This window comes from Snuella sedimenti (assembly GCF_016428595.1).
GTDB lineage: Bacteria > Bacteroidota > Bacteroidia > Flavobacteriales > Flavobacteriaceae > Snuella > Snuella sedimenti.
Genome location: NZ_JAELVQ010000017.1, coordinates 39,266 through 55,007, shown reverse-complemented (window position 1 = coordinate 55,007; position 15,742 = coordinate 39,266). Strand labels below are relative to the sequence as shown.

Genomic DNA, 15,742 nt, shown 5'->3' with positions numbered 1-15,742 from the left:
TTTAATTTTAGTATAAACATCAACTACTCCCTAACCAAACATGGATAGATAAAGAAGCACTTAATAAAAAACAACTGTTTTATTATTGTAAACCATTACCTTTCTGTTGGCATGTAATTTAATAGCATTAGCCAAAACAATTTTTTCTATATCACGCCCCTTGGCTATCAAGTCATTGACTGTATGGGTATGTGACACATGTGCTACACCTTGTTCTATAATGGGGCCTGCATCTAGCTCTTCGGTAACATAATGACTAGTTGCTCCTATAATTTTAACGCCTCTCCTATAAGCAGAATGGTATGGCTTTGCTCCTACAAAGGCAGGAAGAAAAGAATGGTGGATATTAATAATTTTATTGGGATAATTATCGATCAACTTACTGGAAACAATTTGCATATACCTCGCCAACACAATAAAATCCACATTATATTCCTGTAACAGTTGTAATTGTTTTTTTTCTGCTTCAACTTTATTGTCTTTAGTCACGGGTATGTGATAAAAAGGAATTTTAAAACTATCTGCTATGCCTCTTAAATTGTTGTGATTACTAACAATAAAGGGGATTTCTAAATTAAGTTCCCCTGAGTTGTAACGGCCCAATATATCATAAAGGCAATGGTCATATTTGGATACAAAAATAGCCATTTTTGGTTTTGTTTCTGAAGAATACATACGCCACTTCATATCAAACTTTCCAACTAAAGTATTTTTAAATAGTTCCTTAAATCGTTCAAGGGAAAAAGCTGAACCATCAAATTCACTTTCTAACCTAATAAAAAATATATCCTGCTCGCTATCTACATGTTGATCAACATAGACAATATTCCCTCCATTACCCCCTATAAAACTTGTTACGTTGGCAATTATATTTGGCCTATCCTTACAGTAAATTAAAATTGTAACTTTATTCATAATTATCGTTTTTTATGCTATCGCTTAAGTGTAAAATGTGCTTTGAATATTTTAGAAGTATTACTTCTTGGTTCTTTATACTCAACAGTAAACCAATAATCGTTTGCAGGCATTAGATTGCCTTTAAATGTGCCATTCCAACCTTTGTCTCTTGTCCTGAATTGCTTCAATAATTTGCCATAGCGATCATAGATACAAACTATTGCATTAGACTGCGCATCAATACCTCGTATGTTCCACGTGTCATTTATCCCATCTCCATTTGGGGTAAAGTATTTTGGGTAATCAATAATAACCTGCTGGGTGGTTATTGTATTGCAATTATAAACATCCCTAACGTAAATAATTCGTTCCCCTCCTCGTACCCGTTCAAATCTCGGTTCCATCTGCCAATCGGTAGTATCCAATTTATATTCGTATTCGCCATTCCCTACTACTGTAATGTCTAATATGTTATTCTCTGAAAAAGCTTCCGAACTTAGTTCTACAATAATACTTTCTGGCGGATAGGCCCCTACAACTTCTGTAGTGGCAGGTATAGTACAACCAGTAATTCTATCAGTTGCTATAACTGTGTAATATCCAGCCTCTGTTGGCATGTACGTTGCACTTGTTGCTCCTGATATGACGTTACCCGGCAGCGCTTCGACATCACTGTACCACTGAAAACTATATTCTGTAATACTTAGCATCGTATCGATAGGCGGATTTGGCAAGAATGTGTTTAATTGGGGAGAAATAGATTGATTATCTGCATTTAAACAGATAACATACTCATCTTTAATAGCTATTTCTGGAACAGGATTTACTATTAAAACCACTGGAACTACTCTATAACATTCATTAATACTAGGCTTTACACGAACGTAAATTGTTTGCGTATCTTTTTCTGTGTTTATGAAATTCTCAGGGTTTTTTATAGCGTTTGTATTACCAGCTATAGCATCAGCCTCTTGCTCATAATAGGTAAAGATAAAGTCTGATGCACTTAAACCGTTTAAAATAGCTGATTCACTTCTAAGCAAATCGAAATTATCAAAACCATCATTATCAACCTCACATTCTTCTATATGCATAGGTGCTAAGTTTAAATTAGGATATAAGATGGTTTTTAAGGACAGTATAATGGTACTAGTACACATATTTGCTCCTATGGCCAATACAATAATATCCCTATCTAACTGGGTATTAAGATATGTTGTTGGGTTGGCTATGGGATTACCATCAATAACATCTTGTTGGGTTTCAAAATAACTAAGAGCCATTGTTGTGTCGTTATTGGTTATTTGTTTGTCCCGTATGGTCAAATCGTATTCTGTTTCAACCTGCTCACTACAAATATGTATGGGATCTGGTGATGTTAACACTGGACTCGGCCTAACAACAAGGTTAAACGACATGTCTGTTCTAACACATTCTCGTTCGTCTGTTATACCATTATTGTTATCATCAAACTGAGCTCTTATGTAAATGGTTCTTGGAGTTGCCGTATAGCCTAAGGGATTAACAATAGGCACATTGTTTATAGCATCCTGCTCACTTTCGTGATAGCTTACTAATACAGGCCTGGTTTGCGTACTAATAACTTCGGGGGTTTTTGTGGTTAAATTGAATGTAGCCGTATTTGTATCACTACACAGGACGTAATCGGTTATGACCTGTGCCGCTGGCATTTCGTCTACTCTTAGAGTAATATAATGTCCCAAGCCCAAACAAGCATTTACAGCATCACTGTCTACGCGTACGTATATATCTTGTTGGCCAGGATAATCTTCGTTTCTATGGTTCGCTATATCTGGTATGGCATTTAATTCTGATAATGCATCAACCTCATTATTATAAAAAGTGACCGTTACACCTCCTGCGGGAAACAAGCCTTCAATTTGGGCTTTTGCATCACTAAAATTGAATGTTGTTATACCATTGGCATTGTTGCTATCTACATCTTTTGTATCGCATTCAAAATATTCCAATGGTGCAAATGAAACTGGTATTTGTGATACGCCCACTATAAGGTTTATTATAACTGTTCTATAACATTCGTCCATATTTTCTACCCGTGCATAAACTACATCGGTTAAAGGGGTGGTATTTGAATAGGTAGTAATATTGGTGATTTGATCCGTTAATAATCCGTTTTCAGCCTGAGCTAAAGTTTTATAATATGTAATGTTTTCATTTATATGATCTGTAGATATTAATTTATTGGCTTCAGTTAAATTAAATGGTGAAAGACCATCGGTATCATCATCGCATTGAACTAAATCTACTTCTGAATTTACCTTAGGCAATGGACGAACCTGGAGATTGAAAGAGACATTTGTATAACAAGTATTATTTAAAGTATTGACTATCTTCACGTAGATAACCTGTTGATCCCTAACCGTGTTTTGATAATTAGAAGGCATGGTAATTGGGATAGTATGTGCAGCGTCTTCAAAATAATAAAAATCATAATCTGAAACCTTCTTACCATTTACTAAAGTACTTTCGCTATTAGTTAAATTAAAACTAGTCTTTCCATTGGTATCATCTCCATCTGTATTAGTATCACAAGATTCTAAGATATAAGGTACTATAATTGGCTCAACAGTTTCATATACAACAACATCCACTGGTAGTTTAGGACTCTCGCACTTGTTTAATGTTTGGGTAGCGTAATAGGTTCCTGTTACCAATATTTCTGTCGCCAATAGCGGTGTGGTACTGCCATCTGTAGCATACCATTGTATAGCCGAACCTGTAACACCCAAACTAGATATGGTAGCATTTTCAACATCACAGAACGTTTGGGGTGAAATTGCTGTTGGTAACGTTGTATGGTGAACGGTTAAAGTTACTGGTTCTCTTACAGCAGAAACACGCCAATTATCCACAACTTCCACATAATAAGTTGTTGTAGTAGTCGTCAAAGGAGGTGTAAAAATTGCACCAGTTCCCAAAGCTATTCCTCCTGTGGGACTATCATACCAGGACATTATACCAGATGACGCTGTTGCACTTAGTTGTCCAAAACCTTGAAAACAAATTACATCATCCGTTGTAGACGTTACCGTTGGTAAGGATAAAACATTTACGGTTACAACCGCAGTATCGCATATTGCAGGGTATGCGTTATCACAAATTCTGTAAGTTAGGGTATAAACTCCAGTTGGCGCATTGGTACTCAAATTTACTGTTCCATCAGGATTTAAAGTGATATTGCCCGTTGGATCTGACGATACAACTGTTAAGGACACATCGTTTGGGTTTAAAGCAAGGTTTTCCCGTTCATCATTATCAAAAATATTAAGAACACTACCTCCAACTTGCCAGTTAGCATCTGGTTCTGTATCGTTTACGGCATTGATATTTGGCGGTATTAAACTGCATATAGTGTCGTAAACATTTTTAACTTGTGCGTCGGTAGACACACTATTTTTTACATTTATATAAGCTATCTGCCCATTAGTATCTTCATTGGGAGCTGAAGTCCCTGGTAAATTATCCCTAGCAATTATAAGGTTGGAGTAAAACTTATAGTAATCGTTAACATCGTTATAAGTTGTTACCAAATTGTCATTTACATATACTTTTATTTTTTTTGTCGCAGCCTCCCGTGTGATCGTTAAAAACGTAAATTGGGAACTACCAAAAACATTGGACGCTATATTGCCAGTTGGGTAAAAGTTAAGGTTACTTCCATAGGCATAAATCCCGTTGTCAGATTGCCCATTGGAAAAATCCAAAATTCTATAATATGTATTGGCAATTACAGTGTTAAGTTTTATAATAACCGTTATGGTATAATCATCAAAATTATCTGAACTTGACCTTGTGTACTTTAAACCTGTTTTTTGCCTAAAATTGTAAACCGTTTTTCTTGCAGAAGAACAAAAGGGGGACATTGAAACATTAGTACTAAAAAAATTACCCGAAGCACTCGGATATCCTGAATTACCACTTTCATTGTAATCTACTCCAGATAAGTGTTTTGTTCCTGGGGTATAATTTACGGGATCTGAATTAACTAATGCATTGTTTAAAAAGAAAAAGTGGTGGTCTACTTGTGCACTCGTTATATGTTGCAAGCAAAAGCATAACACAAATAGCACCAAGTATCTTTTCAAAAACATAATTCTTATAATATTTTTACCTCGACTTTACTCAAAATTTATTCTTGCCAGTGCTGTATTTTAAATCGTAATTTCAACAGACCAATTTGCTTTTTTATAAATATCTAAAACAACTCTTCCATTAAAACCTTCTTCTGTTCTAAATGTAACTTCAATTTGTTTATTGGGAAACTGTACGTTCTTCATGATCATGTAGGCACCATCCCTTTCTACCAAACTTTTTCCAGAATCTGATATATTTACAATACTTGGTATTATTTGCCTGCCGTTATATTTAAAGGATATTCTAATAACATTTATGTCTGGTGCTGTAATAATACTCGGATCCTCTCTAGCAAATATATTCTTAATTTCTCTTTTCGATATCACAGCATAAGCATATTTGTATTTTCCTAAATAAATTCCTTTTTCAAAATACCCACTTTGAATGGCAACTTCTCCCGAGGACTCATTCTTAAGGATTAATTTTCCTTTTCCATCCATTTTTCCTTTACTAAACTCTCCGGTATAGCTATCCCCATTTCCCCATTTGTAAGTACCGTAACCATGTGGCAATCCCTTTTTAAAGCCTCCTTTATAAGAATCTTCAATTCCATAAGCTTCACCTTTTCCGTTTGCTAAACCTTTTTTGCATTCTCCCGTATAACTTTGATTAATAGCTTCCAGTTTTACTACACAAGTAGATTGCGACAAACTGAATTGAATAAATAACAGGTTCAAAACAATTATTGAAAAAAGCGTTTTCATTAGGTCTTAATATATTTTTACACCTCTTTTAGTAATTAATTGGGGCAACTTGTGTCGATTATAGAATTTCCCTCTAAGTTCCAACTAGAATCAATGTCTATACACAAATGATTTAAAGCCGTAACCGCTACATCTACTGTTCTTGGTGTGTTATCGTAATTCTTCATAATTTCTACAGTACTAACCGTAGCATCTTTCCACACGGCATTTACTAAGGTACCATTATGCCCATTGGGAGCAGAATCTAAAATATCAGTTCCCGCCCCTTCAGTGAGTTTCCAATGTGCTAAAACATTAGTATACTTTAGATGGGTATTATCCAGTACTTTACATTTCCATTCATCTATATCCGATGCATCAAGCAAAACATCAAATAGCCTTACTTCGGCTACATAACCTTTATATTTCCAATTTAAATTGCCATCGGCTCCTATAGTAAACGGCAAATTATTATCAATATCACCAATAGAAGACATAGAAGCACTTCCCTTTAATTCTCCATCTACATACACCTTAAGTAAACCATCTCTATCGAAAGTAGTACTAACTGTGTGCCATTCATTATCGGTTATTTCACCTGCATTGACATCTACTCTATTGGCTCCGTCACCAACATTTACCTTAAAATTGCTGTTGCTTGGTGAAAATGAGAATACAAAACCTTTGTTTAAGCCACTCGACCAATTTTTTTTACCAATAATTTGTACATCTCCAGCCACCGCCGAACGTATTCTACATTCTAATGTAAAATCTTTATCTGAGCCAAAATTAAAATCGGAATTATGGGACACCTGAGCATATGCATTCTCAAACCATAATTCGGTATTACTATTTAGGCAGTTATTAGCAGGTGGTATAACAATCTGCTCCGTTGTCGCCTCAATTTTTTTATTTGGAATTTCATCTCCACTGGCAATGACGAAAATAGTACGCTCTTCATCGGATGGCCCTCCATGAGAGGTACCTAATCCACCATGGTCTGTACTTAACAAGACTAACCAATTCTCCTCACTATAGGTCTTTCTTTTCTTTAAAGCTGAAATTATAGACCCTATTTGGGTATCTACAACCTCAATAGCATTTATATAATTAGGGTTATCTGGCGCAAAACCTGTACTATGCCCCGCAAAATCCACATTAGATAATTGAACGAACAAAACTGTTGGGTCATTATTAGTCAACTCATTTGCTACTGCATTTTTAACATCATCATCTGTATCTGCATTTATAACCACATCTGCTTGTAAGGATGCCATATAATCGTTTATGGGATTCCACTGCACTATTGACACCGTTCTATTATCTGGATCATCCTGCTCGACATGTTTGAAAAAATGAGGATACCCTGCAAAATTTGGACTGGAATAGGAATTGTTGGTTACGTTATGTTTGTCCTGCCATACGCCACTTAACATTGAAGTCCATCCAGGGCCACTACTAGTTGTAAATAAACAACGTGCATCTAAAGAATAAGTAGCATTCGAAATTAGTGCATCTACGTTTGGTGTATTAGCAACCATTAAAGCATCTGGACGACAGCCATCAATACCAATTATAAGCACCTTATTTTTAATCGCTTCTGGTTCTGGATTTGGATCGGTGACTTCTTCGCTATTGGTCGATCCAGAGCAACCAACTACCATAAGGCAAAATGAACTAATTAAAACAATGTAGTTTCCTTTTTTTAAAATCATGATTGTAAATATTATGGTAAAACACCCACCTTTAATAAGTAATCATTTAAAGATGGGTGTCATTGATTCAAAACTAACTAGTTCAAAAAAGTTATTCTAAGGTACCGGCTGTCCTACAGGAGGCAAATCTTCAGTTACCCAGTTATTGTCGAAAGTTCTATTAAACAACATTACCTCGGTTACCTTAATAGGGACATCCTCGCTGCCGTTATCTATAAAAAGCAAGACTTTAGACAAATCCAATGCATGGTTAGGGTCATCCAACCCAGAACTACCAACTAAAATTCTTTGTCCATCAATATATGCCCTGTAATCTCCATCTCCAACAGTTATAACAATTCTATGCCAGCTATTAGCCTGAATTGCTCCTCCGCCACTACTTCCTATACCTCTGCCCCATAATCCGCCAGAAGGGCTTATATAAGTGGAACCATCGCCTTCAATATTAAGTCTTGTATGAAATAAATTTGAATAAGAACCATAAGACGATGAAGGGACGCTAACATCAAAAACAAGTGTATAATTATTCACCTTATTACCTCCTAAAGTAGCAGATAAATTATGTACTAATTCAAAATAACTTCCACTTGCTGTAAGCACCGCTCCATCCCCTGAAGCCATTCCTGAAGTCGCACTGTGACTTCCCGATCCTCCATCTTTATCCTTTGGCACTAAATCTGTACCAATTGTTGCCTTGCCTAAATTTGAAGCATCATCAAATTCCCATTGTCCAACAAGTATATCTGCTGCTGGCGGCAATGGCAATACAGACGCCACTATAAAGAATGCTGTACCAATAGATCCATCGGCATATACAATGTTAAACTTTAAGGCTTTTGATGAACCTGGCCCAATCTCAAGTTCGGCAAGAGAGGTGGTCATTGATAATTTAAACTTATCTCCTGAAGTTTCAGCAGAATTAAATGTTAAAAGAATCTCGCCATTCGTTCCATCCATAACCTCTACACTGTTAATCTGTTTGGATAGAACCAAATTTAACACAACTGGCTGTTCACCTTTAAAGCGCTCTTCTTTGGTACGGTCGTACTTTAATTCATCTATCTCTGCCTGTGTATATGCTAATCCCGTTTTAGGGTTCGGATTATCAAAATAGTGTTCAAAATTGGATAAGTACCTTTCATCGGCCCATCCTTGTCCATCATTATCATCGCAATTAGATAGTACAATAGCACCAATAATTACGAAAAATGGAATAAATAATCTTCTATGTATGTTAATATATTGCTTCATCATTTTAAATAATTTAGTCTTTAATTTCCCAGATTTCAAAATCTATATCATCCGACTCTATACCAAATTGACGGTTAAGAGCGGCAAGATAATTATCGGGGTTATCCGAATTTTCAGATCCAGGGTAAGACCATCGCTTAGGATAGCCTGGATCTACTCCTACATTAAAACTGGAAAATGGCAAATCTGGCACCCCAGATCTTCTGAAATTAAAAAATGATTCATCTCCAGAGTTTTCAGCAAAGGCTAAATATTTTTGTTCCAACAGCCTCGTTAATCCCTCATCTCCAGAAATATAACTCGACGATGAAGCTGACAAATAACTATTAATCGTTCCTTCGTCTACACCATACCATAGCATCGAACCTTTAACAGCATTATCGTAATGCTCTTTAGCATTGGCTGAAATCCAACCTCTATGCGCAGCTTCTGCAATACAAAATTCTTGCTCCCAATAACTTAACCATACACCTGGTTGCCCAACAAAATTCCAATATTTGTCTTCATTGGGTAATGAAAATTTACCTTCTAATCTCAGTGTAATATTATCGGCAGGACTTACAGTAGGGTCGGCTCCCACATAGGAGTCAAAATCAGCACGTACTCCAGCTTCATTACCAGGATCTTCATCTAGCGCAAACTGTGTGGGGTCTGCTACTAAAAACAACCTTGGATCTTGGTATTCCTTAAGCATTTCTAAATAAGTAGATGCATAATTAACTGATTGTCTATAAACTGCTACATCTGGATTATAGGTTTGCTTAAATCCATCTTCATTTCTAAAAGTTAGCTCTGCATTATCTGCTATACTTTCAAATAACGGGTATTGGCTTGGGTTATTAACTATGTTGGCAAAACGACCTTTAACATTCAGCTCTGAATCATTAGCTCGTTTACTCAGTGACACTAAAATACGTAGGGTATATGCATTTATAAGCTTTTGCCATTTAACCAACTGCCCTCCATAATAAACATCACCATCTATGGTATAACCTTGGTTATCTGCAATAAAATCACCAAGTTCATTATTGGCATCGTCCAACATATCTAAAGTACCAATATATACTTGCTTTTGTGCATCGTAAACGGGTCTGGGAACTTGTGACCCCGACAATGCTTGTGAAAAAGGGATATCTCCCATTCTTCGCGTCATTTCAATATACGCCCTAGCCGCATAAAATTTACCTAATATTCTGTATATAGGAGCATTATTGGCATCGGCAGCCTCGTTCATTTTTTCGATATCCCTTAAGCTGGAATACCCTCCAAAACTTCCTCCAAATCCACTGCGGAAGTTGATATTATATTCACTATCTGTAGACACCCAAATATGATATTGCATACGGATATAAGCGTCTGTAAACGAAGTCGAAACATCCGGAGTTAAACCTGCAAATAATAGCGATGGGGGAACAGAGGTAGGTTGATTAGGGTTTTCCCTTAATTCCTCATAGTCCAAACAACTGTGCAAACCACTAAATACGAATATTAGCAGTAAAATCTTTATATATTTTATAGTTTTCATATCCATTTTTTTAGAATTGTAAGTTTACGTTAAACCCTACCGACCTTTGCGACGGTTGTTGTAAATTGGTATCACCAGTACTTAAAGTATAAGTATCTAAGTCCCCATAGGTATCATCTTTCGTCCAATAGAACAAGTTCCTACCAATAACCGATATGGATGCTGATTTAATAAACGTATTTTCCAACATTTTTCTTGGAAATGAATAGGTGATACTTGCCTCTCTTAGTTTAGCAAATGTTTTTTCAATGATATTACTTCTCCAATCGCCCATATAGCCCTGTGCCCATTGCTGATAATTTACTTTTGTTTCATTGGGTACAAACTCTCTCGTGTCTTCAATTACGTTACCATCTGGATCCCAAGTAACATCACCAGAAACTACCTGCATTCCAGGAATTAACATGGTTCGAGCATCACCACCAGTTGCAAAGGCAATGTTGGTCAAGTCCCTTTCTGGATGTATGGACTCTGGGTGCGAACCAGAACGCCATAAATCATGACCATAACGGTCGAAAGTTACCCCTCCAAAGCGTCCGTCAACCAATACATTTAACGACCAATTTTTATAACGTAAAGTATTACTAACACTCGCTGTAAAATCGGGTTGAGTATTACCAAGGTCTACTGCAGGGGTGCTAACAGGTAGTCCGTTAGGACCAATAATCAATTGCCCATCGTCCATACGATCCCATGTGTTCCACCAGTAATGATTTAACTCACCGCCAACCCAAGTTCGACCTTCTCTCTCTGGTACTGATCCATCTTCAAGTGCAGGTAAAGAAATTAAGTAACGTGTATATTTATCAACATTAAATAGCATAGACCATTCGAAATCGTCAGTTCTTATAGGAACAATATTAATAGTAGCATCAAAACCTCTTGTCTCTGTCTTTCTACCATTTTGTAAAATTCCTGAATACCCGGATGCATCTGAAAAGTCTTGGGTGAATATCTGTGGGCCAAAGGTATTCTCATAGTACGAGAAGTCTATTCCAAGCCTACCTTTAAAGAATTTTAATTCTGCACCATATTCTACCGAACTGTTGAATTCGGGTTTTAGATCGGGATTTTCCAATCTACTAGGGTAGGACGCCGTAGGCGTGTTTCTCCATCGTCCAGTACTAAACTCATTGGTTGCCTCAAAAATCCCGAAATCGTCACCAACACTGGCAAAGGCTGTTCTTACTTTTAAAAAGCTTATAAACTCGGGGAGTTTAAATGCATCACTCAGCACAGCACTCATATATATCGAAGGATAAAAGAAACTATCGTTACCTTTTATTAATGTTGAACTCTTGTCTACCCTCGCAGTTGCTCCTACAAAAAGTAAATTCTTATAAGACAAATCAAAAGAAGCATAACCACTATACACACCTTTATACGATGTATTACTACTAGGTGTTACCTGATCTACTGAATTTTGAAGCGTGAATATCTCAGGAACAATCAACTGAGTTGTACTTGCACTTTCTCCAACTTGTTTTAAGTATCTCTGGTTTGCTCCTAAAGTTGCATCTATACCAAAATCATCATTAAAGAATTTTTGGTTATAGGACAGTAAGAAATCGGTATTGTTCTCAAAATATCTAGTATGGTTGTGTCTAAAGCGTCCACCTCGGTCTGGAATGTCGTAATTATAAATATCCTTCGATATTTCCTCATTATTAGTTAGGTCATAAGAATTTAAGGTTGACCTCACATGGATGTTTAAGTTATCTGAAAACTTATAATTAAATTTTAAATAGGTAAGAATATCGTTTTTTATCCAAGGCCGTTTCCAAGCATGTGCCAAAGCATAAGGGTTGTTAAAACGCCATTTTTCCACAAAATTTTGCGAAATACCCTCTTTACCTTCTTGCCAAACCTGTCTAAAATTCCTAACATCATAATGCGCTCCACCCCAAATAGTTAAATTATAAATAGGAGACGTTGGCCCATAACTCCCTCGAATTCTGTTATCGGAATTTTGATGGTTAAACTGTAAAGACCCATCTACCGAGGCTTTATCGGATATATCTAAATGACCTGCTAAACGTATGGTATTAATATCCAACCGTTGTCCTGGAGTTGACGCTTTTGAATACCTGTATGTGTCAGAAATAGCGAAGTACCCTCGATCAAAATTACTTTGTACGGTAACATTATGTGTGGATACAATACCGACATCCATAAAATTCTTTAGGTTATCCTCTCCTCTAGATATCCAAGGTGTAGCTATCCTGTATCCTGTTTCGGGATCTATAGGTGAGTCGAATTGCTCTATTAATCGTCCATCAAATTTAGGTCCCCAAATAGAGTGGTCAACATCGTTTTGACCGCCTCCCAAGGTTAAACCATCACCTCCGGCAATACCACCACCATAACGGTATATACCATTATTTCCAGGTCCGTATTCGGTTTGTGCCCGTGGAATCCTTAAAAACCCTGTTTGGAAAGTATTGGAAGTGTTATAGGTAATTACTGTACCTTGTTTTCCTTTACCCGTTTTCATTGTTACCTGTAAAGCACCGTTTTTTCCTAAAGATCCATAAAGTGCCGATGCAGCAGCACCCTTTAAAACTGTTATACTCTCAATATCGTCTGAAGACAGGTTCCAAAAATCACTATTTGGCTGCGGCACACCGTCGACAACAATTAACGGCGTTTCACCCCTTAAATAAATTTGAGGGTCTGAAAAGAAATCGGAACCATTGTTTGTAACAATAACCCCTGCTATTTTTCCAGTTAGACCTTCAACAAAACTAGGAGGTTGTGCTTTTGTTAAAGCTGCTCCTTTAACTTCCTGCGTAGCAAAACCTACTTTACGTTTTTCTTTTCTAATTCCTAATGCCGTTACAACTACTTCTTCTAATTGTGCAGCATCTTCTTTAAGTATAGCATTAATTACATCATCATCGCCAACAGTTATTCTTAATGTTTTCATCCCAATATAAGAGAATTCCAAAACATCTCCTTTATTGGCCTTAATGGTATAATTTCCATCAAAATCTGTTTGTGTTCCAATTGATGTACCTTCCTTAATAATATTAACACCGGGTAAGGGAACATCGACTACATCGGTAACTGTTCCGGTAATTGTCATTTCCTGCTGACCTTGTTGCTCATCCTCGCGAGCTAAAGCCAGAGCTTTTTCTTTTAAAACAATTGTATTACTATTGGCGAATTCAAAATTAAACACCTCACTTACAAGACTCTTTTTTAAAAGTTGATTGGTTCCTATAACACCTTTTTTTAAGATTACTTTAGGAAAGTCCTTAAACATATCTATTTGATAGATAAAAGTATAATCCGTTTGATCCATAATAAGATCAAAAACTTCGTCCACTGTTAATACTTTATCCTTATTAACAATGATCTTCGTGTTTTGGGATAAGATATTGCTAGGTGTAAAGCTTAATAGTGATGTGCAGAATAAGAATATAAAAGATCGCACCATAATAATTAGTAACTTCTTCTTAAATAGAAAAAGAAGATAGGTTGATTTAATTTTCATAAATTTGCATGTTATTAATTGGTTAAATTTTTAATTAATTAGTAATTCTAAAAAAGAGGGGTAAAGCGTTTACTTTGGCGAGCTAATTCTTTGCACTCTCTTTTTGCTTTTTTATTTAATAATTATTGCGTTGTTTTTTATTTCATAGGCATTTATAAATTTTGTGTTTTTAATTATTGTTAGTATTTCTTCTAAATCTTGATTTTTACTTAACACACCTTTAAAAAGCACGTTCTCCATACTCTTTTCAACAAATAATATCTCTACATCGTACCATCTTGACAATACCTTAGCAATTTCTTTTAATGATTTATTTTTAAAGCTAAAAAAACCGTCGCGCCACGATATTTCAGTTGCTACATTAACTTTTGATATTTCAACAGCTTTAGTTTCTTTATTCAAAGCTGATTGTTGGCTAGGCTCTAAAGTCTTTTTTTGAATTTTATTATCCAAAACCACTTTTCCTTCTACCAATGTTGTGTAGACATAAGCTTCATCCTGATACGCCTTAACATTAAACTCCGTTCCTAAAACCTCTATTTCTTGCTCTCCTGTGAGCACCTTAAATAGAGAGCCTTCATGATCGGTACTTGGAGACACATCAAAATAGGCTTCTCCATATACCAATTCAACCCTTCTGGTTTCACCTTTAACAAAAAACTTAGGATATTTTAATTGCGACTCCGAATTTAACCAAACCTTTGTCCCATCTTCCAATACAACAAAAAACTGCCCTCCCCTAGGTATTGTTAGATAATTGTAAACTATTTTAGAAACATCATTTATATTGTCTATTTTCTCATAAATAATTTTTTCTCCGTTACTTTTTACATTAGCGTTTGAATAAGATTGTCCTTCTTCCAAAACAATATTTGAGCCATCCTCAAGAGTTAGCGTTGCCTTATCCGTTCCTATTTGTATTATACTATTGGTTACAGAAACCTCTTGTAGTTCAGTTGATGAATCTCCTTCTTTATTTATAAACAGAAACACAGAAATTAACAATACAATACTTGCAGCTACCGCATACCTAAACCAAGGTTTAACAATACTTAGCATATTATTCTTTCCCGATTTATTAGAATGCTTTTGCCCTTTTAACTGTGTTATAGGTTCTGGGAATTGTAATTTGTTCTTAATCTTTATCCAGTCGGTTTCACTTTTACTAGAAGCCGTAAGAACCCAGGCCTTTTTTAATTGAATGAACAATTTTTTGTTTTCTGATGAAGCCTCTACCCATTGAAACAAAATGGTTACTTCCTCTTCGGAAGCGGTATTTGAAAGGTACTTAAATATTAGGTTATCCATTAAACGAGTTTTTCGCGTCATTAGTTTGTACACTTCAAACTCTATATACCCTATATTAAAAGTTTATTTTTTTATGAATTATTAAAAACAATTACAAAAACACCGATAAGTAATGCGCCAACTTTATATTAAGCTCCTTGATAGCTCGTGTCATATTAGCTTCTACCGCCTTAACGGAGACTCCCAATTCTTCAGCTATTTCCCTATTCTTTTTATTTTCGATTCGGCGTTTTATAAAAACCTCTCTACAGCGCTCTGGCAAATCCTGGATCGCCTTATCTATAGTCTCTTTTAATTCGGTAAGATTCATGGAATCAAAATTCAACGCTTGCAAGACCTCTTGGTTCAACTGCTGTTCTTTTTCCTGCAATTTAAAGTCCTTATACTTAGAAACCACTTTGTTATGTCTAATCTGATTTAAGCATTTTGACTTAGCAGCGGTGTAAAGGAATGCAGGTATACCAGTCTTTTTACTCACCTTTTCCCTATTAAGCCACAATTTAATGAAAGCCTCTTGGGCAACACTTTTAGCCTTATCTTCATCGTGCAAAAACTGCACACAAAAACCAACAATATTATTGTAGTACTTATCGAAATAAAATTTAAAAGCTACCTCATCTCCCCGTTTAAAACGGAGAAACACGGATTCTCTAGCAGATAAGACTCTCTCCATCATATTTAACCCCTCAAG

9 protein-coding genes are annotated in these 15,742 nt (G+C 35.9%); all 9 read right to left on the bottom strand.

Translation table 11 applies throughout. The features are described 5' to 3' along the window. Positions 1 to 60: 60 nt before the first annotated feature. A complete protein-coding gene (gene purU, locus JF259_RS12650; protein ID WP_199115701.1) occupies positions 61 to 915 on the bottom strand; it encodes a formyltetrahydrofolate deformylase in 855 nt (284 codons plus the stop codon). Positions 916 to 932: 17 nt separating this feature from the next. Continuing rightward, on the bottom strand, positions 933 to 4,985 hold the full coding sequence (locus tag JF259_RS12645; RefSeq protein WP_199115700.1) for a T9SS type B sorting domain-containing protein: 4,053 nt from the start codon (positions 4,983 to 4,985) through the stop codon (positions 933 to 935). Between the two features lie 105 nt (positions 4,986 to 5,090). Next, the gene (locus JF259_RS12640) at positions 5,091 to 5,777 is read right to left on the bottom strand and encodes an MORN repeat-containing protein (protein ID WP_199115699.1); all 687 of its coding nucleotides are present in this window, start codon (positions 5,775 to 5,777) and stop codon (positions 5,091 to 5,093) included. A 35-nt stretch (positions 5,778 to 5,812) separates the two neighbouring features. Next, a complete protein-coding gene (locus tag JF259_RS12635) occupies positions 5,813 to 7,471 on the bottom strand; it encodes an alkaline phosphatase family protein (RefSeq protein ID WP_199115698.1) in 1,659 nt (552 codons plus the stop codon). A gap of 96 nt (positions 7,472 to 7,567) precedes the next feature. Then, positions 7,568 to 8,725, bottom strand: coding sequence for a hypothetical protein (locus JF259_RS12630; protein WP_199115697.1), 1,158 nt, complete (start codon positions 8,723 to 8,725; stop codon positions 7,568 to 7,570). Between the two features lie 10 nt (positions 8,726 to 8,735). Beyond that, positions 8,736 to 10,247: a SusD/RagB family nutrient-binding outer membrane lipoprotein gene (locus tag JF259_RS12625; RefSeq protein ID WP_199115696.1), complete on the bottom strand. Its 1,512-nt coding sequence runs from the start codon at positions 10,245 to 10,247 to the stop codon at positions 8,736 to 8,738. A gap of 10 nt (positions 10,248 to 10,257) precedes the next feature. Further along, positions 10,258 to 13,743, bottom strand: a complete 3,486-nt coding sequence (locus JF259_RS12620; protein WP_199115695.1) for a SusC/RagA family TonB-linked outer membrane protein — start codon at positions 13,741 to 13,743, stop codon at positions 10,258 to 10,260. A 111-nt stretch (positions 13,744 to 13,854) separates the two neighbouring features. Further along, complete coding sequence (locus tag JF259_RS12615; protein ID WP_199115694.1) at positions 13,855 to 15,072, bottom strand: FecR family protein; 1,218 nt, start codon at positions 15,070 to 15,072, stop codon at positions 13,855 to 13,857. A gap of 70 nt (positions 15,073 to 15,142) precedes the next feature. Continuing rightward, positions 15,143 to 15,727, bottom strand: a complete 585-nt coding sequence (locus JF259_RS12610; RefSeq protein ID WP_233164257.1) for an RNA polymerase sigma-70 factor — start codon at positions 15,725 to 15,727, stop codon at positions 15,143 to 15,145. Positions 15,728 to 15,742: the final 15 nt, after the last annotated feature.